The 24,901-nt window shown below is 61.9% G+C and carries 16 protein-coding genes; 12 read left to right on the top strand and 4 right to left on the bottom strand.

Going from position 1 to position 24,901, the window contains the following annotated elements; translation table 11 throughout:
* Positions 1-162: 162 nt before the first annotated feature.
* A complete protein-coding gene (locus M0D66_RS25025; protein WP_093634459.1) occupies positions 163-597 on the top strand; it encodes a cupin domain-containing protein in 435 nt (144 codons plus the stop codon).
* A 1-nt stretch (position 598) separates the two neighbouring features.
* Here the strand turns inward: M0D66_RS25025 and M0D66_RS25020 are convergent, their stop codons facing one another.
* Positions 599-2,056, bottom strand: coding sequence for a polyhydroxyalkanoate depolymerase (locus M0D66_RS25020; protein WP_211705686.1), 1,458 nt, complete (start codon positions 2,054-2,056; stop codon positions 599-601).
* A 219-nt stretch (positions 2,057-2,275) separates the two neighbouring features.
* On the opposite strand from M0D66_RS25020, the gene M0D66_RS25015 reads away from it, so the two are divergent.
* Positions 2,276-2,929 carry a glutathione S-transferase family protein gene (locus M0D66_RS25015; RefSeq protein WP_054034774.1) on the top strand — a complete coding sequence of 218 codons (654 nt, stop codon included), beginning with the start codon at positions 2,276-2,278 and terminating at the stop codon, positions 2,927-2,929.
* A 65-nt stretch (positions 2,930-2,994) separates the two neighbouring features.
* Here M0D66_RS25015 and M0D66_RS25010 read toward each other — a convergent pair whose 3' ends face one another.
* Both M0D66_RS25010 and M0D66_RS25005 read right to left on the bottom strand, forming a co-directional pair.
* Entirely contained in the window at positions 2,995-4,968 is a 1,974-nt protein-coding gene (locus M0D66_RS25010) for a methyl-accepting chemotaxis protein (protein WP_211705684.1), read from the bottom strand.
* 141 nt (positions 4,969-5,109) lie between these two features.
* Positions 5,110-7,644 carry a heavy metal translocating P-type ATPase gene (locus tag M0D66_RS25005; protein ID WP_266211825.1) on the bottom strand — a complete coding sequence of 845 codons (2,535 nt, stop codon included), beginning with the start codon at positions 7,642-7,644 and terminating at the stop codon, positions 5,110-5,112.
* Positions 7,645-8,011: 367 nt separating this feature from the next.
* Here M0D66_RS25005 and M0D66_RS25000 point away from each other — a divergent pair, with 367 nt between their 5' ends.
* Together M0D66_RS25000 and M0D66_RS24995 are read left to right on the top strand one after the other, a co-directional pair.
* Positions 8,012-9,433, top strand: coding sequence for a DUF1254 domain-containing protein (locus M0D66_RS25000; protein WP_200654551.1), 1,422 nt, complete (start codon positions 8,012-8,014; stop codon positions 9,431-9,433).
* Between the two features lie 297 nt (positions 9,434-9,730).
* Positions 9,731-13,483, top strand: a complete 3,753-nt coding sequence (locus M0D66_RS24995) for a DUF748 domain-containing protein (RefSeq protein WP_211705682.1) — start codon at positions 9,731-9,733, stop codon at positions 13,481-13,483.
* Between the two features lie 25 nt (positions 13,484-13,508).
* Here M0D66_RS24995 and M0D66_RS24990 read toward each other — a convergent pair whose 3' ends face one another.
* Entirely contained in the window at positions 13,509-15,062 is a 1,554-nt protein-coding gene (locus tag M0D66_RS24990) for a PLP-dependent aminotransferase family protein (RefSeq protein WP_211705681.1), read from the bottom strand.
* Between the two features lie 130 nt (positions 15,063-15,192).
* Here M0D66_RS24990 and M0D66_RS24985 point away from each other — a divergent pair, with 130 nt between their 5' ends.
* The 8 genes from M0D66_RS24985 to M0D66_RS24950 all read left to right on the top strand — a co-directional run bounded on the left by M0D66_RS24985 (position 15,193) and on the right by M0D66_RS24950 (position 24,802).
* Positions 15,193-16,290 carry an ABC transporter ATP-binding protein gene (locus M0D66_RS24985; protein WP_175049712.1) on the top strand — a complete coding sequence of 366 codons (1,098 nt, stop codon included), beginning with the start codon at positions 15,193-15,195 and terminating at the stop codon, positions 16,288-16,290.
* 123 nt (positions 16,291-16,413) lie between these two features.
* Positions 16,414-17,463 (top strand): ABC transporter substrate-binding protein, encoded by a 1,050-nt coding sequence (locus M0D66_RS24980; protein WP_054034777.1) that lies wholly within the window; start codon positions 16,414-16,416, stop codon positions 17,461-17,463.
* 170 nt (positions 17,464-17,633) lie between these two features.
* Positions 17,634-18,902 carry an ABC transporter permease gene (locus tag M0D66_RS24975; RefSeq protein WP_200655289.1) on the top strand — a complete coding sequence of 423 codons (1,269 nt, stop codon included), beginning with the start codon at positions 17,634-17,636 and terminating at the stop codon, positions 18,900-18,902.
* A 24-nt stretch (positions 18,903-18,926) separates the two neighbouring features.
* Positions 18,927-19,766, top strand: a complete 840-nt coding sequence (locus M0D66_RS24970; RefSeq protein ID WP_093634416.1) for an ABC transporter permease — start codon at positions 18,927-18,929, stop codon at positions 19,764-19,766.
* Positions 19,767-19,916: 150 nt separating this feature from the next.
* Positions 19,917-20,978 (top strand): OmpA family protein, encoded by a 1,062-nt coding sequence (locus M0D66_RS24965; protein WP_211705680.1) that lies wholly within the window; start codon positions 19,917-19,919, stop codon positions 20,976-20,978.
* Between the two features lie 306 nt (positions 20,979-21,284).
* Positions 21,285-21,920: a response regulator transcription factor gene (locus M0D66_RS24960; RefSeq protein WP_266211823.1), complete on the top strand. Its 636-nt coding sequence runs from the start codon at positions 21,285-21,287 to the stop codon at positions 21,918-21,920.
* A gap of 408 nt (positions 21,921-22,328) precedes the next feature.
* The gene (locus M0D66_RS24955) at positions 22,329-23,636 is read left to right on the top strand and encodes a HAMP domain-containing sensor histidine kinase (protein ID WP_266211822.1); all 1,308 of its coding nucleotides are present in this window, start codon (positions 22,329-22,331) and stop codon (positions 23,634-23,636) included.
* Positions 23,633-24,802 (top strand): hypothetical protein, encoded by a 1,170-nt coding sequence (locus M0D66_RS24950; protein ID WP_266211820.1) that lies wholly within the window; start codon positions 23,633-23,635, stop codon positions 24,800-24,802. The genes M0D66_RS24955 and M0D66_RS24950 overlap by 4 nt, the downstream gene beginning before the upstream one ends.
* Positions 24,803-24,901: the final 99 nt, after the last annotated feature.

The raw sequence follows: 24,901 nt of genomic DNA, 5'->3' as shown, positions 1-24,901 counted from the left end.
AGCGTTTGAATCATCTCGCGCCGCGCAATGCGGCGCGGCACTCACCTGATCACCTCCGCGAAACGCAAAGCCAGCGCCCCGCAAACTGGCCCGCTTGATGCTTGCAACCGACGCTCCAACGCGTCGTTTTCAACTGCCGGCTCACTCAAGAGGAGCGCGATCATGTCCACCGAATTCGCTACGCAGTTCAGCCATGTCCGTCCGCAAGACACGTCCTACGTGGATCAGGGCCTACGCGATTTTTTTCTTTACCGCGATTTAGGCATCGCGCAGGCAACCGGCGGCAAGGTGCTCGCGCAACTCGTCAAGGCGAATCACGCACCAGAGCAAGGCACCGGTTGGCACCGTCATGAGGCCGATTTCCATATTGTGATCATGTTGAAGGGCTGGGCGCGCTTCATGTACGGCGACAAGGAGACGCTCGTCGCCGCCGGCGATTGTGTGCATCAGGCGCCGGGCATCGTCCACTATCTGTTCGATTACTCCGAAGATATGGAGTACATCGAGATCGTGTCGCCGGCCGATTTCAAATCGATTGAAGTCGAAGGTCCGTGCGAAGTCCCGGCGGTGCAGCCGTGGAAGAGCGCGGTGGCCTGACTCACGATTGCGTCGCGGGTGGCCGCCGGCGCGGTGCCCGTGACGCCTTCTGAGTCTTGGCGGCGGAGCCGGAGCCAACGCCGTTCGGCGAGGCAGTTACCGCCGCTGCCGAATCCACCTCGACATCGACCACTGCAGCAGCAGCCGGGGCTGACGCGATCGCTTCCGAAGCCGCAGCCACCGACACCGGCTGAATCGTCCGCGCCCGCGAACTCACCACTACCGCACGCGGTTCGTTGTCGTAAATCACGGCCCGCACACGCGGATAAATCTGCCGCTCCCACCGGTGTCCATTGAACACGCCATAGTGCCCCACACCGGTCTGCACATGATGCGTCTTCAAATAAGGCCTCAACTTGTCGCACATATCCTGCGCAGCGAGCGTCTGACCAACCGCGCAGATATCGTCTTTTTCACCCTCTACGGTCAGCAGCGCAGTACGTCGAATTTTCGAAGGCTCCACAAGCCGTCCTTCCACCTCGAGTTCATGCAAGGGCAGCGCGTGCCGCTGAAAAACCGTATCGACGGTCTCCAGATAAAAATCGGCCGTCAGGTCCATGGTCGCGAAGTATTCTTCGTAGAAAGTGCGAATCGTATCGGCCTTCGCCGGATCGCCTTTGGCGCGCTCGTAATGCATAGTCTCAAACGAGTCGAGATGGCGGTTGAGGTTCATCGCCATGAACGCGGTTAGTTGCACGAAGCCGGGATACACGCGACGGTGCGCACCCGCAAAACCGAACGGCACGGCGCTGATCAGGTTCTGCTCGAACCACTCGATCGGCTTGCTTTTAGCCAGTTCGTTGACGCGCGTCGGGTTAATGCGCGTGTCGAGCGGGCCGGCCATCAGCGTCATGCTGGCGGGCTGCGCGGGGTTGTCGTCGGCGGCCATTAGCGCGACTGCGGCCAAAGCGGCGACTGTCGGCTGACACACCGCGAGCAGATGCGCGCCCGGCCCGATCGTTTCGATGAAATCGATCACGTGCCGTACGTATTCGTTGAAGCCGAAACGGCCCTGGCTCAGCGGCACGTCACGCGGGTTGTGCCAATCGGTGATGTAGACATCGTGCTCGGCAAGCATCGTACGCACGGTGCCGCGCAGCAGCGTCGCGAAGTGGCCGGACATGGGCGCGATCACCAGCACGCGCGGTTGCGGATGAGAAGGCGCGGTGTCTTTACGGAAATGCAACAGCGAACAGAACGGCGTGTGCGCCGCGACTTCCTCGACGATCTGTACGGGTTTGCCTTCCGTCACCACGCTATCGATGCCGAACGGCGGCCTGACAGGCGTGAGTCCGGCAAGCGTCAGCAATTCGCAAGCCGCGCGTATCGAACGACCATGCGACGTATCGCCAAACGCGGGCCACGCGTCGAGCGAATGATTCACCAGCGCTGCGCCGTGCCGCATCGGCAGCATCATGTCGGCGAAAGCCTGGTATGTGGGATATGCGAACAGGTTCATAACCTTCGCACGAATGCAGAAAGAGAAGGAACCCGAATAGAGGCAAGTCATGTGCCAATCGTGCAGTCGCACTGGCGCCGCCTTCGCTGCACGTTGGCATAGCATTTGCGCCGGTCATGGGAGCGGGCCGATTTTGCCGCGCTTTGGTGCGCCCACGCACGGCAACGTGCATGCGCATCGTCAGGCGTCGGACGAACGCCTCATCTGGAGGAGAATCGTATGGCGAATACCACGCTCACCATCAGCAGCAAGAACTATTCGTCGTGGTCGCTGCGCGGTTGGCTGCTGACCAAATTTAGCGGCCTGCCGTTCGAAGAGATCGTGATGCCGATCGACGATCCCGCCGCGCGCGCCGAATTGTTGCTGCTGTCGCCGTCGATTCTGGTGCCATGTCTCTTTCATGACGGCATCAAGGTCTGGGACACCCTCGCGATTGCCGAATATCTGAACGAACTGAAGCCGGAAGCGGCGCTATTGCCCAAAGACATCCGCGCGCGAGCGCATTGCCGCTCGATCTGCGGCGAGATGCATTCGGGTTTTGGTTCGCTGCGCTCGGCGTTGCCGATGAATCTGAAAGCGCATTTCCCGGGCTTCAAGGTGTGGGCGCGGGCGCAGTCGGATATCGACCGCATCGTGACGATCTGGAGCGAGTGCCTGAAGCAGTATGGCGGACCGTTTCTGTTCGGCGAGCGCAGTGCGGCGGATGCAATGTACGCGCCCGTGGTGACGCGTTTCGTGACCTACGACGTCAAGCTGGATCCGGAGATCGTCGACTATGGGCAGCGCATCATGGCGCTGCCGGAAATGCAGCAGTGGATCGCGGACGCGCAGCAGGAAGTCGAGGAGATCGACGAACTGGATGTGGAGTTTTGATCACGGCGCAGGGCGCACGGCGGCGCGGCAGGGCGCCGCGCCGTTACATCGACCTAGGCAACGCGTTAATCCCGCCCAGCCCCCAGCTTGAACACACTCACCACCTGCGCCAGCCGCGCAGCCTGATCGCGCAGCTCAGCCGCCGCGTGTTCGGCCTCGCCGACGATCGTCGCATTCTGTTGAGTCGCCTCGCCGATCTGCGTGACAGCGAGATTGACCTGCTCGATGCCACCCGATTGCTCGCGTGACGCAACGCTGATTTCCGCCATGATCGCGCGCACCTGGCCGACCTGTTGAACGATGCCCTGCATCGTCGAGCTCGCTTCCTCCGCGATCCGGAAACCGCTTTGCACGGTCGCCGTGGAGGCGGCGATCAGCCCGTCGATCTCCTTCACCGAAGCCGCACTGCGCTGCGCCAGCGCGCGCACTTCCGACGCCACCACCGCAAAGCCCCGGCCGTGTTCGCCGGCGCGCGCCGCTTCCACGGCGGCGTTCAACGCGAGGATATTGGTCTGGAACGCGATGCCTTCGATCACGCTGGTGATCTCGGCGATCTTCTGCGACGAGCGGCTGATCTCGCCCATTGTCGAGACCACGCGTTCGACGGCACGGCCGCCTTCGACTGCGGCGTCCGCGGCATTCGTGACGAGCGTGTTGGCCTGCGCGGCATGGTCGGCGTTCTGCTGCACGGTCGACGTGATCTGTTCCATGCTGGCCGCCGTTTCTTCAAGGCTGCTAGCCTGCGTGGCAATACGCGCGGCAATGTTGCCGCTGCCGGTAGCGATCTTTTCAGTCCCGCCCGATATATCCGTCGACGCATTGCGCACTTGCGAAACGATGCGCGCGAGGCCTTCGCCGATGCCGTCGATCGACTGCATCAGGCGCCCGATTTCGTCGGCACGCGCATTCGCGCCTTTCCCCACGCGCACGCTCAGATCGCCCGAGGCGAAGCGCTCGGACGCCTTCGCGGCTTCATCGAGCGGACGGCTAACAAGGCGGCGCACAGCGATCAGGAACACGATCGCGAACACGCCGACCAGCACGAAACCGATCACCAGGAATTGATCGCGCGTCGCGACGACGTCCGCCATCACTTCGTCGCGCGGTGCGACGCCGCCCACCAGCCATTGCCATTCCGGCACGGTGACGAACGACACGAATTTGTCGCGCGCGTTGCGCTCGCCCAGCGTCGCGTCGGCGGAACTGAATTCGAGTTGGCCTTCTTTCATGTCGAGCATCTGCTGATACGGCGCGTTCGCGTTGTCCGCGTTCTGGCCGGCGGCGGCCGGATGCACGATCAGCTTGCCGCGATCCGCGCCTTTCGAGGCATTGACCACGAAGTAGTAGCCGGTGTCGCCGATTTTCAGTTTGCTGATGCCGTCCTGGACCGACTGGATTTCCTTGTCCACGTTCACGCCGACAAACAGCGCGCCGATCACGCGGCCGCTCGCGTCCGTGATCGGCCGATATTGCGTGATTAAACGTTTGCCAAACAGCGCGGCAAGTCCCGTGTAGGACTTGTTCGCCATGATCAGCCCGTAGGCCGGCGCTTTGCGGTCGAGCAACGTGCCGATCGCGCGCGAGCCGTCCTGTTTCTTCAGCGAAGTCGTCACGCGGACGAAATCGTCGCCGCTGCGTGCGAACACGGTAGCCACCGCGCCGCTGCGTTCGAGAAACTGGTCGGGAATCGAGAAGTCCATGTTCAGGACTTTGTCGCCGGCCTTGATGGTCGGGGTGGCGACGCCGTTGATGTCGACTTTCTGGGCGTCGTCGAGCGTGTAGCCGGTGGGAAGGAAGCTTGCGAACAGCGACATCGAGCGATCGACTTCGGCCGACAATGCCTTGTCGAACAGAGTGATCATTGCGGCGATCGAGCGGTCCTTATCGGCGATGCGTTCGAGCACCTGATCGCTGACCTGCTTGCCGGCGCTGCGCGTGAGCGCCCATGTAAAGGCGGCAAAAATCAATGCCACCAGCGCGCACGACAGTACGGCAAGCCGGGCGCCAACACTGGCGCGGCGCAAAGAGAGAAATTCCATGGGCGTTCGGAGTAAGGAGTGACATGAGGTGCGCAAACCGTGCGAATGCGTGGTTTACACCTATGTCAGGATTACGGCCGATTTGCCCATATCTTTAGTATTTTCGAAAGCCTTACGTAATACTGCCCCTTGCCCTGCCTTTCAGCGCGCCGACGCGCCGCGCCAGGTGCGCAGTAGTAGTGCATTGGTCACGACGCTCACACTCGAAAACGCCATCGCCGCGCCGGCCAGCATCGGATTCAACAAACCGAAGGCGGCAAGCGGAATGCCGATCAGGTTGTAGACGAACGCCCAGAAGAGGTTCTGCTGGATCTTGCGCCACGTCCGGCGCGAAATATCGAAGGCGTCGGCCACCAGCGCCGGATCGCCGCGCATCAGCGTGATGCCGGCCGCCTGCATCGCGACATCGGTGCCGGTCGCCATCGCGATGCCGATGTCGGCGGCAGCGAGCGCGGGAGCGTCGTTGATGCCGTCGCCCACCATCGCGACGATGCCGGCGCTGCGGATTTTCAGATCGCGGATCACCCGGGCTTTGTCGTCGGGCAGGACTTCGGCGTGGAATTCGTCGATGCCGAGCGCCTGGGCAACGCTCGCCGCGCTGCCGTGGTTGTCGCCGGTAACGAGCACGCTTTTGATGCCCATCTGGGCAAGCCGCTCGACGGCCGCGCGGGCGGTCGGCTTGACGGTGTCGCCGAAGGCGATCAAGGCGAGCGCGGTGGGCGCAAGCGGCGCGCGCTCCATCAGCCAGGAGACCGTGTTGCCGGCGGCTTCGAGCTGTTTTGCGCGCTCGGCGAGTTGCGGCGGCAACTGGATGCCGAGTTCGTTGAGCCAGCGCGTGCTGCCGAGCGCGAGGGTGCGGCCCTCGACGTCGGCTTCCACGCCGCGCCCGGGCACCGCACGAGCGGCGCTGGCCGTGAGCGTCGGAACTCGCGACTCCGCCGCGGCCGGCGACGCCACTTCATACGCCTTCACCACTGCCCGCGCCAACGGGTGATCGCTATGCCGCTGCATAGCCGCAGCGAGCGCCAGCGCCTCGTCGTGCCCAATGCCGCCGATCGCATCGAACGCCGTCACCGACGGTTGCCCGAGCGTCAGCGTGCCGGTTTTATCGAACGCGACGATATTCACCCGATGCGCGGTTTCCAGCGCCTCGGCGTCCTTGATCAGCACGCCGCGGCGCGCAGCGACGCCGGTGCCGGCCATGATGGCCGCGGGCGTCGCCAGTCCGAGCGCGCACGGGCAGGCGATCACCAGCACGGCGACCGCATTCAGAATCGAGGTTTCGCCACCCGCGCCGGCGATCAGCCAACCCACCAGCGTGAGCGCCGCAATCGCCAGAATCGCCGGCACGAAGATCTCGCTGACGCGGTCGACCAGCCTTTGGATCGGCGCTTTCTCGGCCTGCGCACTTTCAACGAGCCGGATGATTCGCGCGAGGGTCGTCTCCGCGCCGATCGCGGTGGTCGTCACCGCAATCGCGCCTTCACCGTTGATCGACCCGGCGGTAACCGGATCGGCTGCCTGCTTCGGCACCGGCAGGCTTTCGCCGGTAATCAGCGATTCGTCGATGTGAGTGCGGCCTTCGAGCATCGCGCCGTCCACCGGCACGCGCTCGCCCGGACGCACGATCACCACCGTGCCGACCCGCACTTGCGCGAGCGGTACTTCGCGTTCGTCCGTGCCGACGCGGATACGCGCGCGGTCGGGGCGCAGTGCGTTGAGCGCACGGATCGCATCCGTGGTCTGGCGCTTGGCGCGCGCTTCGAGCCATTTACCGAAACGCACCAGCGTAATCACGACCGCCGACGCTTCGAAATACAGATGCGTCATGTCGCCCGGATGGGTCGCCAGTTCGTAGACGCTGATTCCATAGGCTGCCGACGTGCCGAGCGCGACCAGCAAGTCCATGTTTCCGGCGCCGGCCCGCACCGCACGGAAGGCCGCGCGATAGAAACGCGCGCCGAATACGAACTGCACGATCGAGGCGAGGGCGAACTGCAGCCACGGGGAGAGCATCGCGTGCAAACCGAACCATTCGCCGACCATCGGCAGGACGAGCGGCAGCGTCAGCACGGCGGAGGCGAGCACGGCCGCCAGTTCGCGGCGCGTCTGGCTGCGTTTGCTGTCGGCAGAGGAGGCAAGGGCGGAATTTCCGGCCGCCGACGCCGGCGCGATCAGCGTTGCCTCGTAGCCGGCTTTCTTGACGGCTGCGATCAATGCGTCGGAGGCGACATCGTCATCCGAAGCCACGTCGCTGAGATTGACGGTCGCCGTTTCGGTCGCCAGATTCACCGACACGCCCGCGACGCCCGGCACCTTGGCGAGCGCCTTTTCCACGCGCATCGCGCATGAGGCGCAGGTCATCCCGCCGATCGCCAGTTCCGTCGCGTGCGAAGTTTGCGCCGGCGCAACGTCGGGCAGCGCCGACGGCGTCGCTTCGTAGCCCGCTTTACGCACGGCGCCAGCGAGCGTTTCGGGGTCGACGGCAGCGTCGCTGTCGATACTGGCTTTTTCTGTGGCGAGATTCACCGACGCGCGCGTGACCCCTGGCACTTTGGCCAGCGCCTTTTCTACACGCATCGCGCATGAGGCGCAGGTCATCCCGCCGATGTCGAGTTCGGTGGTTCTGGAGGGTGTGGCGTCCGCGGGACGCAGCGGCGTGACAAGTTCGGTCATGGCAGGCAAGGCTCGTCGCGGCATTGGGCCGCATCATGAACCCAGTATTGACCTTCCCATGGTGGGAAGGTCAAGGATGTTTTTGCGGTGCGCCTTGCCGACCTGTCGCGTGACCTGGCCAGCAGAGCAAGAATCAGTGGGGGAGTGACAAAAACCGTCAACCGTACGCTAAATGATGGCCACGCGCGCATTGCCAGGCGCTATTCCTGCCTTTGCGCTTGCCTGGTGAGCAAGGATACGATACAACCCGATGTTGTCGGAATCGCGAGCCACCGCCTGGCTGCGCTGGGCTTTGGGAGGCCACGCAAACCGGTTTCGCTGCGCACCGACGTCTCCCTTAGGACCGCACGTTCTGCCACCTGAACGAATGATAAAAAATCGCCGAGAACTGTTTTCGCTTCACTGGACCTGCGCATCGCTCGTAGGCCTCGCATTTCTGGCTGGTTGTGCGTCGACTCCGTCCACGACGCAAAAAGCCGACAGCTGGGTCAAGGACGAAGTCGCCGATTCGTATGTATTCGGCTATCCGCTGGTGCTGATGGGCGTCGCGCGCGACGCGGCGGTCGGCACCGATCCAGGCCAGGCGCCGATCAACACGCTGCGTCACGCGCAGGCCTTGCCGCCGATCGGCGCGTCCAATCCGCTGCAGCCGAGTCTCGACACGCTCGACTCGACCGGCTGGCTGGACGTCGGCACTGAGCCGGTGATCGTGTCGCTGCCCGATTCGCGCGGCCGCTACGTGGACGCCCGCGTGCTCGACATGTGGACCAACGTGGTGTGGTCGACCAGCTCACAGTTCGCTACCCGCGCCGCGGGCATCAAGGCGCAAACGATTGCCTTCGTCGGCCCGGGCTGGCAGGGCGATCTGCCCAAGGGCGTGACGCGTGTCGACGTTCCGACCCGCAACGCCTGGGTGAGCGTACGCATCCAGTCGAACGGCACCCGCGACCTGACGGCGGTGCGCAAGCTGCAACGCGCCATCCGTATTGCACCGTTGAGCGTCTACGCGGGCGACACGCGCTCGGCATCGATTACGCCGCCTAGCAGCAATGCCGCCGATGCTGCCGCCGCGGCCGCTTCCGGCACGCCGGCCGCGCAAGTCGCCGCACTCGACGCGAACGGCTTCTTCAGCCGGCTCGCGCAGGCCTTGCCGGACAACCCGCCGGCGCCGGCTGATCCGCATGCGCTGAAAATCCTTTCGGACCTTGGTGTGACGCCAGGCGATCCGGTGAAGCTGCCGAGTCCGCCCGAGGCGATCGCCGCGGGCCTGGCCGACGGCCACCTGCGTGTCGTCACGCCACCTTCCAATCTGCTGACCGGCAACGGCTGGAACTGGTTCGGCGACGGCGTGGGCAACTACGGCCCCGACTATGCAATGCGCGCTTACGCCGCGGCGACCCAACCTGGCATCGGCACGAAGGATGATGAAGTGCGCGCGGTCGTCACTCAGGACAGCGACGGTCATGCGCTCAACGGCGCAAATCGCTACGTGATCCACTTCGCGCCGAACCAGTTGCCGCCGGTGCGCGGCTTCTGGTCGATCACCGCCTACACGAAGGACGGTGCGTTAGGGGAAAGCGCGCCGGCGCGTCTCGCAGTCGGCGATCGCAACGGTGCGCGCCGTAACCGCGACGGCTCGCTCGACGTGACGGTGTCGTCCACGCGCGGCAAGAGTGGCAACTGGCTGCCGGCGCCGCGCGCCGATTTGCAATTGATGCTGCGTTTGTACGCACCGAAGCCGCAAGCGACCGATGGCAGCTGGCAGCCGCCGGCCGTCGTGCGTCAGTGAATTGCCGCCGACGTCGTTGAAGTTGGCCAGTGAAATGCCTCAGTGAAGCGGGGCAGCGAAGTGCTGGTGTGAAGTCCATGAATGTTATGCGTCACTGCTGTGACAGTGAGGTATGAGTGACGCATAAACCAGTGCATGTCCACCGCTTCGTGCCGGCGGACATGCACTGCTGCGGCGTGCAACAATGTGTAAGCCACGGCTTACATTTCTAGGCCGCGTAAGATTCACCACTTATACTGCCGCTTGCGGGATTTTCGTTTCGCGGCGGGCTTGCCGCCGCATTACCCAAGACCGAGCATGGCAAGCCTCAATAAAGCATCAATCGCCTCTTCCATGCAGACCGTGCGCGATGTCGCGCAGTCACGCCGCACCCGGCGTGTCATGACGGGTCTGCTGATCTTCCTCGTATTGTTCGGTCTGCTGGGCTTTTTCGCGGCGCCGCCGTTGATTCGCCATATTGCCGAGCAGCAACTCAGCAAGCAACTCGACCGGCCGGCTACGATCGGCCGCATCGCACTCAATCCGTACACGCTCAAGCTCGAAGCCGACAGCGTGCATATTGGCGAGCGCGGCGGCGCGGGCGATTTTGTCGATATTGCGCGGCTCATCGTGAAGCCGTCATGGAGCTCGCTGTTTCGCGGCGCGCCGATCGTCGATGAAGTGCAACTCGATTCACCACGCTTTCATATCGTTCGCTACGACGCGCAGCGCTTCAATTTCACCGACCTGATCGAGAAGTTCTCGAAGCAGCCGGCCAAGCCCGATAGCAAGCCAACGCTGTTTTCAGTGTCGAACATTCGCCTCGAAAACGGCCAGATTACGTTCGACGACAAATTGCTCGGCGCAACGCACGTGATCGATCAATGGAAGCTCGGCATTCCTTTCATCGCTACGCTGCCTTCGAAAACCGACATCTTCGTCGAGCCGTTGCTGCGTGCGCGTATCGACGGCAGCCCGCTCGCGATCGACGGCAAGACCAAGCCGTTTGCAGCGTCGCGCGAGTCGGAGGTGTCGCTGCGCTTCGACGGGCTCGACGTGCCGCAGCTCATCTCCTACGCGCCGACCAAGCTGCCTGTGGTTGTGCAGAGCGGCAAGCTGTCCACCGATCTCAAGCTCAACTTCGTGGTCTCTAACGACGCTCCCTCGTTACGCGTGGCCGGCACTGTCGACCTGAACGATGTGGACGTGCGCGATCAGAGCAAGGCGCCGTTCTTCGCGGCGCGCGCGTTGCATGTGGCTGCCGGGACGCTGGAGCCGTTGAAGAACCTGTATCACATCGACGAGATCCGCATCGACGCGCCAAGCGCCAATCTTGCGCGTGATAAAGACGGCGTGTTGAGTGTCGAGCGGATGTTCGCGCCTGCGCCTGCTGCGGGGGCTTCGGCATCGGCGCCAGCGTCTGCGTCCGTTGCGGCGTCGGGTAGCGGCGCCACGGAAAAGGCCGCACAGCCTCTGGACCTGTCGATCAAGCGTTTCGTGCTCAACGACGGCACCGTGAACGTTCACGATGAAGCTGCCTCGCGTCCGGTTGACGCCGGCCTGCAGAAACTGGCCGTCACGCTGACCGATTTCTCGACGCTCGCTACCGCCCCCGCGCATTACACGCTCAACACCGATTTCAAGGACGGCGGCGGCTCGCTCGGCGTGGCCGGCGCGTTCGGCCTTGTTGCGAAGACCGCCAGCGCAAAGCTCGATTTGAAGTCGTTGAAGTTGCCCTTGCTGCAACCGTACCTCGACACCGCGACCGCCTCGCAAGTGGTGGACGGCGCGCTGTCCGCCAACGCGAATGTCGGCGCGAACTGGTCGAAGTCACCGGTCGCAATCATGGTCACCGACACACAACTCAATCTGCAGTCGCTCAAACTTGCAGCGCGCGGCAGCAAGGAACCGGTCGTCTCGCTCGCGCAAGGCCAGGTGACGGTCAAACAGGTGGACGTGGCGGGGCGTACTGCCGATATCACCGGCGTCGATACGACCGGCCTGGTGGTCAATGCGCAACGTCTGAAGGACGGCAGCATCGACCTCGCCGCGCTCGCGGGTCCGCATCAGGCCGAGCAACAGCGCACGGCGATCCATGCGGTGAAGAAGGCGGAGGCAGCGGGGCCCGCGTGGCACTACAAGATCGGCGAACTTAACCTGAAAGACGCGACCGCGAATTTCACCGACAACACCACGCCGAATCCAGTGAAGCTGAGCGTGACGCCGTTGCAATTGAAGGTGCAGCAGATCAGCGACGATCTGAGTAAGCCGTTGCCGGTCGATCTGCAAGCCACGCTCAACAAGAAAGGCACGCTTGGCGTAAAGGGCAATGTCACGGCGACGCCGCTCAAGGTGGCCGTCAAGGTGAACGCGAACCGCCTGGATGCGGCGGCCTTCGAACCGTACTTCGGCAGCAAGCTGAATGCGCTGATCGCGAGCGCGTTGCTCAATGCGAATGGCGATCTCGCGCTGAGTCAGGCGAAAGCGCTTAAGGCGACATACCGCGGCGATGTCGCGCTCGTCGACGTGCGGATGATCGACAAGGCGACTTCGGACCCGTTCGCAGGATGGAGTTCGCTCGCGCTGACCAATCTGAAGGCCGACTACGACGAACACGGCACTGTGGTCGATGCGGGCCGCGTTACGTTCACGAAGTTCTATGGGCGTGTGCTGCTCGACGCGCAAGGCAAGCTCAATCTCAAGGATGTGGTCGCGCATGAAAGCGGCGCCGCGCAATCGCTGACACGCGACAAGAGCGGCGGCCATGAGCCGGTGCCGTTGACGCCGCAGGCTGCGTCGGCGCCAGAGCTGGCTTCCGCGCCGGTACCGGCGTCGTCGGCAACGCCGGCCACAGTGACGGCCGCCACGCCGCCGCAAAGCCCCGTCAAACTGCACTTCGGCCAACTGGTGCTGCAACAGGGCCGCGTGACGTACACCGACAACTTCATCAAGCCGAACTTCACCGCGAACCTGGTTGGCATTCAAGGCACGGTCGGCGCGTTCGGCACGCAGTCGACTACGCCTGCGCCCGTGGACATCGCCGCGAAGCTGGCGGCGAATGGTCCGCTATCGATTCGCGGTACGGTCAATCCGCTGATTGCGAAGCCGGCACTCGACCTGACTGCGAGCGCGCACGATATTGAGCTCACCAATCTCACGCCGTATTCGGCGAAATACGCTGGCTATCCGATCACCAAAGGCAAGCTGAACGTCGATCTGCACTACAAGCTCGATAACGATCAGTTGAATGCCAACAATCATATTTTCATCGATCAGCTTACGTTCGGTGACCACGTCGAGAATGATACGGCGACCAAGCTGCCAGTGCGTCTCGCGATTTCGCTGCTGAAAAACTCACGCGGTGAAATCGATGTGAATCTGCCGGTGTCGGGTTCGTTGTCGAATCCGGAGTTCAGCATCGGCGGCCTCATCTGGCATGCGGTGCTCAATCTGCTGCAGAAGGCGGTAACGGCGCCGTTCTCGCTGATCGCCAACGCCTTCGGTGGCGGTGGCGAGGAGTTGGGCTATGTCGAGTTCGAGCCCGGGTCGGCGCAACTGTCCGACGCTGCGGACAAGAAGCTCGACACTATCGTGAAGGCGCTGGCCGATAAGAGTTCGATCCGTATCGATCTGATTGGCCGCGTCGATCCGGCAGTCGACGGACCGGGGTTGCGTGCTCAATACGTCGACCGCCAGGTCAAGCAACAGAAGATCAAGGACGTGGTGGGCAATGGCGAAAGCGTGGATCTGTCGACCGTTACCGTGGATCCGAAGGAATACGACAAGTACTTGACCAAGGCCTACAAGGCGGCCGACTTCAAGAAGCCGCGCAATTTTGTCGGCTTGACCAAGAGCCTGCCGGACGACGATATGAAGGCGGCGATGGCCGCTAATGCTCCGATCGACGACGCCAGCTTGCGTCAGCTCGCCCAGCAACGGGCGCAAGCCGTGCAGCAGTATTTCGAGGGCAAGATCGACAGCAGCCGCGTGTTTATCGTCGCGCCGAAACTGGACGCCGATGGCATCAAGGACAAGGGCGCCACGACGCGGGTGGACTTTGGGTTGAAGTGATGCATTGTGTTGCGATGCGAGCCGGTTAAGCGGCTCGCGTCGGCACCTTCTTCAACGCCGTCTGCTCGATCACGCGCGCGAGCGTGTCGAATGCCGGACCGATCTTCTCGTTCGGCACGCAGGCGTAGCCCAGCAACAGTCCGCGTCGCGCGGGCGTCTCGCTGCTGTAGTAAGCGGCGAGCGGTCGCACGATCACCCCGGCATCGTAAGCGGCTGCCGTGACGGCGCGATCGTTCGCATGATCGGGCAGCCCAAGCACTAGGTGCAGCCCGGCCTCGTCGCCCATCACCGGCAGTTCGTTGCCGAAACGCGCGGTGATCGCGTCGATCAGAATCTGCCGGCGCTCGCCATAGAGCGCGCGCATACGGCGTACGTGCGATGTGAGATGGCCGTCCATGATGAAGTCAGTCATCACCGCCTGCTGCATCAGTTGCCCCTCGCGATACAGCTCGGCCACGCCCGTGCGGAACGTATCCACCAGATGTTCCGGCGCGATCATGTAGCCGATCCGCAAACCCGGAAACAGCATCTTCCCCAAACTTCCCACGTAGATCACCTGGCCGGCGTCGTCGAGTCCTTGCAGCGATGCGAGCGGACGGCTGCCGTAGCGGAATTCGCTGTCGTAGTCGTCCTCGATGATCCAGACGTTGTGTTGGCGTGCGTATTCGAGCAGCGTGCGGCGCCGCGCGAGACTCATCACCATGCCGAGCGGATATTGATGCGACGGCGTGACGAGCGCCAACCGCGGCGGCTGTTGCAGATCCTGCTCGCGCGGATTGAGGCCCTCGTCATCCACCGGCACCGGCACTAGCGTAATCCCCGACGATTGCAGCACGCTGCGCGCGCCCCAATAGCACGGCTCTTCTACCCACGCGCGATCGCCGACGTCGGTCAACAAGCGTACTGCGAGATCGATCGACTGATGAATACCCGTCGTGATGATGATCTGGTCCGGCGTGCAATTCACCGAGCGCGCGACGCGCAGGTAATCGGACAGCGCCCGCCTTAACGGCCGATAGCCGCCGCCCGGCGCATAGGTCAGCAGATCGGGATTGGCTTCCTTCCACAACCTTGCTTGTAAGCGGCTCCATGTGCGCGCCGGAAACTCAGCGACGTCGGGCACGCCCGGCATGAACGCGCCCCATTGCTTGGCGGACACGCCTGCCTGATCGATGAGCCTGCGTCCGCGCATGGAGAGGTCGCCTAGATCGCGTTTGGGCGGCTTCAAGGCCTCGGCGGCTTGATCGGCGCTGTCAACATTGACACTCGCCACTGTCGGCTTCTTGCGTGCATTCACTGCTGCCGTGTCCGGACGCGTGTCGGCGACATAGGTGCCGCTGCCGGTGGTCGAGATCACATAGCCTTCGGCGGTAAGCTGGTCGTAGACGTGCAGCACCGTGTTGCGCGCGATGCCGAGGTCCTCGGCGAGCATGCGCGAACTGGGCAGCTTGGTGCCAGGCGGTAGCTGACCGGTCAGGATGGCCTGCTGCATCAGCCGCAACGTCTGTCTGTAGACCGGTTCGGCGGCGGCGCGGTCGAGTCGCGCGGCAAGCCAATCCGACAAGATCACGGTGTCCAAGTGGTTCTATCCGGAATAATGAAATGGTTCCATATTGTAGAACCGTAAGGGACTATAGTGAGCCACGCAATTAATGCAATCCCGCTGCTTTGCAGGGGGAGCCAGCCGGACCGCAGAGGAGACTAGTGCGATGAAAACCGATGACGTGATCGTCAGCTTTCGGGGTGTGCGCAAGACGTACGACGGCGAAACGCTGGTCGTCAAACAACTCGATCTGGATATCTATCAGGGCGAATTCCTGACGCTGCTCGGGCCGTCCGGATCAGGGAAAACCACATGTCTGATGATGCTGGCGGGCTTCGAATTTCCCACCGGCGGTGAGATTTGGCTCGACGGCACGCTGCTCAATACCGTGCCGCCGCACAAGCGCAACATCGGCATGGTGTTTCAGAACTACGCGCTGTTTCCGCATCTGACGGTCGAGCAGAACGTCGCGTATCCGCTCACGGTGCGCAAACTGTCGGCGGAAGAGCGTGCGCATCGCACGAATAACGCGCTGAAGATGGTGCGCATGGAAAGCTTCGCAAAGCGCTACCCGGCGCAGCTTTCCGGCGGCCAGCAGCAACGTATTGCGTTGGCGCGGGCGCTCGTGTTCGAGCCGAAGCTCGTGCTGATGGACGAGCCGCTCGGCGCACTCGACAAGCAGTTGCGCGAACACATGCAGTACGAACTTAAATCATTGCACGAGAAGCTCGGCGTCACGTTCGTGTATGTCACGCACGATCAGGGCGAAGCGCTGACCATGTCCGACCGCGTTGCCGTGTTCGATAAGGGCATCGTGCAGCAACTCGATACCGTGGATCGTCTCTATGAATCGCCGTGCAACGAGTTCGTTGCGAACTTCATCGGTGACAGCAACAAGCTGCGCGGCACGATTGCGAACGTCGACGGCGAGTACTGCGAGTTTCATCTGATTGACGGCACGCGACTCACGGGACGCAATATTGGCGGTGCGCGGGCGGGCACGCCGGCGGTCGCGTGCATCCGTCCTGAGCGTATGAAACTCGCCAACGGCGTGTCACGGCCTGGCGCTAATGCACTAAGCGGCGAAGCGCGCGGGCTAATCTATTTCGGCGACCACGTGCGGATGCGTTGTGGTTTGCCGGAGCAGGACGAGTGCTTCGTGAAGGTGCCGCTCGGCACCGATGCACTCGAAACCTTCGCACCTGGCGCGCCCGTCGCGCTCGAGTTTGCGCCCGAGCATCTGCGAGTGTTTGCAGGCGCGTGAGCGCGTGCAATGCACGGGTTGCAGGTCGTCGACGCAGGCAAAAGAAGCAGTTCACCTAAGCAGCACATAACAAGTCGCACTGTACGTAGCTTGAAGCACACCACCAAAGGAGAGCAACACACCATGAGCAAGATCGGGAAATCGCGCTGCGCCATCGCTGTCGGTGCTGTGGCGCTCGCGCTGGGCGCCGCGCAAGTCAATGCAGCTGAACTGACGGTCGTCAATTTCGGCGGCGCGAATGGCGACGCGCAAAAGGTCGCATTCAACCAGCCGTTCGAAACGCAAACCAGCAATAAAGTGACCGCCGTTGAATACAACGGTGAGCAGGCCAAAGTGAAGGCGATGGTCGAAGCCAAACACGTGAATTGGGACGTGGTGGAAGTTGAATCGGGCGACATCGGCCGTGGTTGCGACGAAGGCCTGTACGAGAAGCTCGACTGGTCGAAGATCGGCAAGAAGTCGGACCTGATTCCGGAAGCACCGCAAACCTGCGGCGTGGGCTTCTTCGTGTGGTCGACGGCACTCGCGTACAACGCTGACAAGCTGAAAACTGCGCCGGCTGGCTGGGCCGACTTCTGGGACGTGAAGAAATTCCCGGGCAAGCGCGCGATGCGCAAGGGCGCGCGTTACAACCTCGAATTCGCGCTGATGGCCGACGGCGTGCCGCCGAAGGACGTCTACAAGGTGCTCGCCACCAAGGAAGGCCAGGACCGCGCGTTCAAGAAGCTCGACGAACTGAAGCCGAATATCCAGTGGTGGGAAGCGGGCGCACAGCCGCCGCAATTCCTGGTCGCGGGTGACGTGGTGATGTCCACTGCGTACAACGGCCGTATCGATGCCGCGCAGAAGGAAGGCAAGAACCTCAAGGTGGTGTGGAACGGCAGCATTTACGACCTCGACTACTGGGCGATTCCGAAGGGCACGCCGAACAAGGCGCTGGCTGAGAAGTACATCGCGTATTCGATCTCGTCGAAGCCGCAGCAGGACTACGCGCACAACATTGCGTATGGTCCGGTGAACGTGGCGGCCATCAAGGCGCTCGATCCGAAGACGCTGTCCAATCTGCCGAACTCGCCGGCTAACGGCAAGAATGCCGTGCTGCAGAACCTCTCGTTCTGGACCGACCATGGCGATGAGCTGGAGCAACGTTTTTCGTCTTGGGCTTCGAAGTAATTAGCCGGGTGTGAGAAGGCGCGGCTTTTTATGGTGAAGCCGCGCCGCGTCAATGCAATGAAACAAACGCAAACGCATGTCTTCGCGATGTGCGCGAGCGGCCGGATGCATGGGATCGGGGTAAGGGCTAAAGCGCTAACTCCGGATCGAGGAGACGAGGTGTGACTACGATGACGATCGCCGCCGATTCGACGCCTGAGTCGAATGTTCGACTTAAGCGAGAACTCAAGGCCGCAGAAGCAAAGAAGCGCGCGATGGCGCTGTTGCTGATTGCACCGCTCGCCATTTTTCTGCTGCTGATTTTTGTCGTGCCGATCGGTGCGCTATTGACGCGAGCCGCGCAGAATCCGGAAGTGATGAACGCCCTGCCGCATACGCTGAATGCGTTGAGCGGTTGGGATCGCAAGGCGCTGCCGCCTGACGCCGCATACTCCGCGCTAGCTGTGGACCTGACTGCGATTGCCGATAGCGATGGCATGGGCGCGCTGGCGCGGCGGCTGAACGTGGAAATTCCAGGCTATCGCTCGCTGGTCGCAAAATCGGCTCACGCCATGCCGTTCGTCGACGACAACAACAAGCCGTTGACGCTCACGCCGGCCCAGATGCACGCGAAGTTCGCCGAACTCGACGAACGCTGGAACAACGTCGCGTACTGGCAGGCGATCGCGAAGAATTCCGGTGCCTACTCGCCGTTTTATCTGCTGGCCTCTTTGGACCACAAGCAGGACGGATTCGGTCACATCATCGAGACGGATCCGGAGCAACAGATTTATCTCCACGTATTCAGCCGCACCTTCGTGATCGGCGCAGTCGTGACATTCTTTGCGCTGCTGCTCGGTTATCCGCTCGCTTACTGGATTTCGACGCTCTCCGACCGCCGCGCGAATCTTGTGATGATCCTCGTGCTGATTCCGTTCTGGACTTCGATCCTCGTACGCGTTGCTGCATGGATCGTGATTCTGCAAAGCGAAGGGCTGGTGAACAAGGCGCTGATTGCGAGTGGCATTTTGCACGATCCGTTGTCGTTGCTGTTCAACCGCACCGGCGTGTACATCTCGATGACGCACATTCTGCTGCCGTTCATGATCCTGCCGCTGTATAGCGTGATGAAGTCGATCCCGCCGACCTATCAACGTGCCGCGATCTCGCTCGGCAGTCATCCATTCGCCGCGTTCTGGCGCGTGTATGTGCCGCAAACTTATCCGGGTATCGGGGCGGGCGCACTGCTTGTGTTCATTCTTGCGATCGGCTACTACATCACGCCAGCATTGCTCGGCGGACCGAATGATCAGATGGTCAGCTACTACGTCGCGTACTTCACCAACGTGACGATCAACTGGGGTATGGCGTGCGCACTCGGCGGTTTGCTGCTTGCCGCGACGCTCGTGCTGTATGTCATCTATGGACGCTTCACGCGTTCGTCCCTGAGCCTCGGCTGATTGGCTGAACGGAGCTTACTCGCGATGAAACTTGCCAAGCCCTTGTTTGCGCCGCATACGTCCTTGATCGAGCGCGTGTGGTATTTCGCGTTGCGCGCGCTTGCCGTGCTGACGCTGCTGTATTTGATCCTGCCGGTGCTGGCGATTGTGCCGTTGTCGTTTTCGTCCAGCACGTTCCTGGTGTATCCGATTCCGGGCTGGTCGATGCGCTGGTATGCGAACCTGATCGGCTCCGATGAATGGCGCATGGCGGCGAAGAATAGCTTTATCGTGGCGCCGTCGGCGACTGTCGTGGCGACGGTGCTCGGCACGTTGGCTGCGATCGGCCTGACCAAGGCGAATTTCCGCGGCAAGGCATTGCTGATGGCGGTTCTGATTTCGCCGATGATCGTGCCGGTGGTGGTGGTCGGCGTCGGCATGTATCTGTTTTTTGCGCCGCTTGGTTTGGCGAATACGTATATCGGGCTGATTCTCGCGCACGCGTCGCTCGGTGTGCCGTTTGTGGTGACGACGGTCGCGGCGACATTGCAAGGCTTTAACTACAACCTGGTGCGCGCGAGTTTGTCGCTGGGGGCGAATCCGGTGAAGACGTTCTTCCGTATCACGCTGCCGGTGATTGCGCCGGGGGTGATTTCGGGTGCGCTGTTTGCGTTTGCTACTTCGTTTGATGAAGTGGTCGTGACGTTGTTCCTGGCTGGGGCGGATCAGACTACCTTGCCGCGTCAGATGTTCACTGGTATTCGCGAGAACATCAGCCCGACTATCGCGGCGTTGGCTACGATTTTGATTGTGTTCTCGACTTGTCTGTTGCTTGCGTTGGAATGGCTGCGGGGGAGGAATGCGGCGCGGGCGGTGGCGGCGTAAGCGTCGCGCCCGATGACAGCTGTTATGCCACACGAATGCAAAAGCGTGGATTTTCCGACATGATTCTAAGAATGTTCCCATTCCGTCTCGTGCTGCGTCTCTTCATACTCGGAGCCTTCTTAAAGAAGATGCGCTCGACGCAGAAGAGCAATGAAATTTCAGCTAACGCTGCTAGCTTTTGCACTGGCCTTGTCAGGCTGCGCGGATCACGCCGCGCGTGAACGTCTCGGGATTGAAGATGCCACGGTGCTGAAAGCGGGAATCGGCACATCGCAGGACGAGGCAGCAGGCGCGGCAAATGCGCAATGGGTTGGCGCCTACGCGTCAATCGTCAGCAATCGCACCGCGCTGGCATCGTTGCAACAGCGGATCGATCAATTGCCCGGCGACAAGAGCGGCTACTTCCACGCGAAGGCCCAGTGCTGGATCGATGCCGGTCAGCAGACGCAGCAGGCTAACGATCACTGGGGCTTCGTTGAGGAAGCGATCGGCCAGGCTGCGGTCATCACAATGAGCCTCGAAAACGGCACGCCGTTGTCCGCTGCTAACCCGGTCTTACGCACGGTGTCCACGGTGCGTCCTGATCTGTGGAAAATCGTCAATACCATCAAAGGCGATCCTGCCTTCGCCCAGTGTCCCCAGGCACAACAACCTCTTGCATGTGCTGAAGTCGAACTGCTGCAAGCAGGCCATGACGCTTGGGCGCGTAGGTTCTCCGCTGCTGAACAGCGCTTACCCGAGGTTCAGGATAATTTGCGGAAGTCGGCGGAAACGGCGTTGCAATGCTCGCAGGCGAAAGCGACGCCTGCATCGGCACCCGCAGTACAGGTGCCTCAAAAGATTACGCTGCGGGCCGACTCCCTGTTCCGTTTCGACGGCAGCAGCGAGGCTGCGATCCTGCCGGCTGGCAAGCGACAGCTCGACGGGGTGGTCACGGGCTTGAAGCGGGCCCCAACGGTACGCGAGCTAAAGATCACCGGGTTTGCCGACCGACTCGGCAGCGATACCCACAACCAGAGTCTATCGTTGCAGCGTGCGCAGACAGTCAGGCAGTATCTGCGCAACCACGGCGTGACGTTGCCTATGACTGCGCAAGGCCAAGGCAGTGCGAATCAGTTAGTCACGTGCCAGCAAACAAAGCGCGATGAACTGGTGCGGTGTCTTGAGCCAAACCGGCGCGTCGAGATCGAATTTGTGATCGCTGCATCGTAGCGTCCACGTACATCAAGAATGACCGTCGGTGTCTATGGATACCGACGTCTCACAGCAGCTGGTCGATATTTCGACTCGCTCGGTTGTATCCCGGCTCCGCTATGAGCCCCTGTAATCTCCATTCCCTGCAGTTTTTTGTCGCGAGGCAGAACTGCGTCTGTGTACACGTCAGGCAGGAATACTCACCGGCGACCTGTCTTCTGGTTCTCAGGGCGCATAGCGTTTCTCTTCGATCGATGTAGATCTCGAGCTTACGCGCGGTAAGAGTTGACGTGGCAAGGAATGTTTTAATGAGGAATGCAACGTATGTCTACTATTCTAGTTATCGACGACCACCCGGCATTTCGGCTGGTCATCAAGATGCAACTTATGCAACTGCTTGGCGTCGAGGAGGTCATCGAAGCCGATAACGGGCAAACGGCCGTCGAATTGGCTCGTCAGCACACGCCCGTACTTGCCATACTTGATCTCGATATTCCGCGCATCAGCGGCCTTGATGTAATCCCTCGGCTCAAGCTTGCACATCCGTCAATGCGCATGCTGGTGTTATCAGGTCAGGATCCCGTTATATTTGCGCCACGGGCAATGCGTTCCGGCGTGCAGGGTTTTGTTGCCAAGTCGCAGGAAATGAAGGAGATCATGCGCGGCGTAGAGGCGGTGTTGGCTGGATATACCGTGTTCCCCGTAGTCTCCGGTGGCCGCGGGTCTTCGTCCAATGCCGGTGATGCGAAAGAGGAGGACAGACTCACCTTGTTATCGGATAAGGAACTCGTGATTCTTCAGATGCTGTCGAGGGGTTTGTCGAACAAGGCGATCGGAGACACGCTGTTTATGAGCGACAAGACCGTGAGCACGTACAAGAGCCGCATTCAGGAAAAGCTTGGGCTGTCGTCGTTGGCCGCGTTAATCGAGTTCGCGACATTGCACCGACTGATCGACTGAGTTTTGCGGGCTATGAATAAAATGGGCCGCCTTGGTTCTTCAGCGGGCACGCATAGTCGTGCGTCGCGCATCTCGCAAAATGCGGGACTTACATCGATCCGCTTTGCAGCGGTGTTGGGTAGCTTTTGTGCGTTTGCGCTGCTGTGTATGTTCTCGCTACGGGCCAACGCGACATTGGTAGCCGACGGCGCATCACGGGGACTACACGCCGGCAATTCGCGTCCAGCTGTAGTGTTGGCCGCGCGAGATGCAGTGGCACAACTCGGGCAACCGGCTCACAGCACTCATTCGCGCAGCGAGACTGCCGCCCGCGCACCTTTTGCGCTTGCTTCGGCCGATAGCCGCTATGTCATGCGCCAACCGGCAACGGGCGCACGTGATACCGAGATTGATCGGCAAACGTGGCTATTGGCGCTCGCGGCCCCCGCGGTCGTTGCGTTTGCCGGTGCGTGCTGGTCTCGCGCGGCGCTGAGGCGCGCTGCTGAGAAATGGCATCGCGCTGAAGATGAATGGGCGCGCCGGTGCGATGCGGCCGAAGCGCGGGAGCAGGCTGCACGTGTCGAGACGTCCATCCAGGCAAGTGCCGCCGCAAAGCAGGAGCGGCTTTGGCTGCTCGGCGCGATGCGCCTCTATGCAGAAGCTCCTTTGACCGCCGTAACGGGTCTGCTTGAATCGCTCGGAACCGCAGCCATGCCTTCCGCTCAACGCGCGCAAGCGTTGGTGATCCGATCCGCGATGCGCACGTGGGCCCAAACGCTTCACGATCTGCTGGATATTTCGCCGCTGGAGTCCCGCACCATTGTTCTCGACGAAAGCGTGACGAATCCACGAGAAGTCATCGACGGTGTCATCGCGCTGTTGGCTCCGGCCGCCGCGCAGCGAGGTTTGCATCCGAGCGTGAGCGTTGACCAAACGGTGGCGACGCTGATACTCGCCGATAGCGCGCGGCTCGGTCAGATTTTCTTCCACCTGCTAAACCGTACGATCCAACTCAATACGCTGGGAGAAATTGCCGTCGTTGTGCAGGCGGACCTGTTGAATGCGGGCTCGCAGCGTATTTCAATCAAATTGATGGACACCGGAAGCGATGCTGTTCACGTTGCACAACAGCCACTTTTCGGGCCGAGCGGTGATCTAGCGTTCGCCGGAGAATGGCGCGCCAACCTCGATGCTTGCTTGTCGCTTTGCCAAATACTCGCGCAGCGTATGCAAGGCGAACTTTTAGTCGCGAGCGACTCAAAGTCTTCCACTCGTGTGAGCTTCAGTGCGCCGTTCAGCGTCGAGCAATGGGGGCCTTCCGCGGAATTGACGAGCAACGCTCAGGCACCCCTGTTTGCCATTGCTGCCCAGTCGCGGGACGTTGCCACGAGCACCTCATCTGAACCCTTCGAACGTCGCTATCTCAACGCGTTGTCGGAGGAGGGCATCAATCTCCACACATTTCTGAGTGCCTGGCGTCGTTCGATGACGGACGATCTGGAGCGCCTGAGCGGCTTGCATCGCCAGCATGACGTCGATGAGCTACGCACCTTGCTGCACAGATTGAGTGGGGCCGTGGGCCTCGTCGGTGCAGGCAGTCTGATGGAAGCGCTACGGAGCGCTAGTACGGCACCGGAGCGCGAGACCGGTGCAATCGACTCGCTCATCGAGCGTGGCAGGACCTTGGTCACGCAACTCGACACGGCGATCGACCCACACCGGAGCACCATACGATGAACCGACCTCTGGCCTTGATCGAAGGCGCTCTGGTGATTCCGAAGCCGCGCCCGTTCGACGGTTTGCCGCCACCTTTCGGCTCGCGACGACGTACCGCGCGAGCCGCGGCACAAGACGCAACGCAACGCGCCCCCCAACCCATCGCTCAAACCGAAGCACAACAGGCGATGCAGGACGCAGTGCAACGCCGGCCGCAACAGGCACGACCCGGTCCGTTTCCGCCGGGCGCGAAGCTTTTGTTCTATAAAGTGCCGCAGCAACGGGTGGATTCCCACCGTTTTGACGTGGCGATGGCTGAAGCAAAGCGCTACCTTGAGGCAGGCAGGGCGCGTCCGCGCTCGTCCCGTTCGGATCACATACTCGGTGGGGCGATCTTCGTGGGTTGCGGCATTGCGTTGGCCTGGTTGTTGGCGACATGCGCGATGCGAGACGCCAACAAGGCGAGCGAACTGGCCTCGAGACCGCCGGTTGTGCCTGCGGTCAGCAGCCCGCCTGTTGTCGATTCGCAAGAACCGATCAAGCTGGCTCAGTTGGCAGTCGAAGAGACGCAGACGATTTCGGGGAGTGTGCCTTCGGTAGCCAGCGCGGTGTCAAACGCAGTGGCGCCAAGTTCCGTTGCAGCGCCGCCGTCCGCAAGCTCAGCAACGCGCTATGCGGCGGCAGATGTCGTGCCAGCACCTTCCATCGCAAGCTATGCTGGGTCAACGGGGGCGCCGGCCAGCGCCGCGATGCGCGACGACACTGCTCCGGTGACGACACCTCGAAGCAAGCGCGCGCAGTTGTCGCAGCACACTGTGCAGCAGCCAACCGCGCGAGCATCCACTCGCGAAGCCACGATGACGCGCCTAGCAAAGACGGAACGCAAAGTCGCGGTCGCACGTATGACCGAAGGGCATGTCAACGAGCGGCTCGCGCTGAGCCGTGCCGTTCGCCCAGCCGCGGGGCCTGCCGTGTCGAAACAGCCAGAATGGACCACGCGTCTGTCGGCCGAAAACGACACAGTCGACCAGGCAGCGTTGCTCAACTGGGCCAAGCAGTCACGCGCGCATGTCACCACGCGCGCCACCGTACCGGTCTCGGGCGGCGTCGACTGGAACGCCCACATGACCCAGCGCCGCATCACCGACGATCCCGCCGCCTTCCACACCGACCGCAGCGACAAATAAAAAAAGCCCGGCCAAAGCCGGGCTCTCAAATCGGCTGCGTCCTTCCACAAGGACGCAGCACCTGCAAAACAGCTTGCAGTTACTGCATGCGTTACCTAA

The sequence above is a fragment of the Paraburkholderia sp. SECH2 genome, assembly GCF_030464795.1.
Lineage (GTDB): Bacteria > Pseudomonadota > Gammaproteobacteria > Burkholderiales > Burkholderiaceae > Paraburkholderia > Paraburkholderia aspalathi.
Note: the sequence above shows the minus strand (reverse complement) of the source record. Positions and strands in the feature narration are given on the sequence as shown.

Bases quoted from the DNA above. Each gene is read 5' to 3' on its own strand.
- M0D66_RS24985 (WP_175049712.1), top strand. From the start codon at position 15,193: ATGAAAACCGATGACGTGATCGTCAGCTTTCGGGGTGTGCGCAAGACG.
- M0D66_RS25015 (WP_054034774.1), top strand. From the start codon at position 2,276: ATGGCGAATACCACGCTCACCATCAGCAGCAAGAACTATTCGTCGTGG.
- M0D66_RS25025 (WP_093634459.1), top strand. From the start codon at position 163: ATGTCCACCGAATTCGCTACGCAGTTCAGCCATGTCCGTCCGCAAGAC.
- M0D66_RS25010 (WP_211705684.1), bottom strand. From the start codon at position 4,968: ATGGAATTTCTCTCTTTGCGCCGCGCCAGTGTTGGCGCCCGGCTTGCC.
- M0D66_RS24965 (WP_211705680.1), top strand. From the start codon at position 19,917: ATGAAATTTCAGCTAACGCTGCTAGCTTTTGCACTGGCCTTGTCAGGC.
- M0D66_RS25000 (WP_200654551.1), top strand. From the start codon at position 8,012: ATGATAAAAAATCGCCGAGAACTGTTTTCGCTTCACTGGACCTGCGCA.
- M0D66_RS25020 (WP_211705686.1), bottom strand. From the start codon at position 2,056: ATGAACCTGTTCGCATATCCCACATACCAGGCTTTCGCCGACATGATG.
- M0D66_RS25005 (WP_266211825.1), bottom strand. From the start codon at position 7,644: ATGACCGAACTTGTCACGCCGCTGCGTCCCGCGGACGCCACACCCTCC.
- M0D66_RS24980 (WP_054034777.1), top strand. From the start codon at position 16,414: ATGAGCAAGATCGGGAAATCGCGCTGCGCCATCGCTGTCGGTGCTGTG.
- M0D66_RS24960 (WP_266211823.1), top strand. From the start codon at position 21,285: ATGTCTACTATTCTAGTTATCGACGACCACCCGGCATTTCGGCTGGTC.
- M0D66_RS24995 (WP_211705682.1), top strand. From the start codon at position 9,731: ATGGCAAGCCTCAATAAAGCATCAATCGCCTCTTCCATGCAGACCGTG.
- M0D66_RS24975 (WP_200655289.1), top strand. From the start codon at position 17,634: ATGACGATCGCCGCCGATTCGACGCCTGAGTCGAATGTTCGACTTAAG.
- M0D66_RS24970 (WP_093634416.1), top strand. From the start codon at position 18,927: ATGAAACTTGCCAAGCCCTTGTTTGCGCCGCATACGTCCTTGATCGAG.
- M0D66_RS24950 (WP_266211820.1), top strand. From the start codon at position 23,633: ATGAACCGACCTCTGGCCTTGATCGAAGGCGCTCTGGTGATTCCGAAG.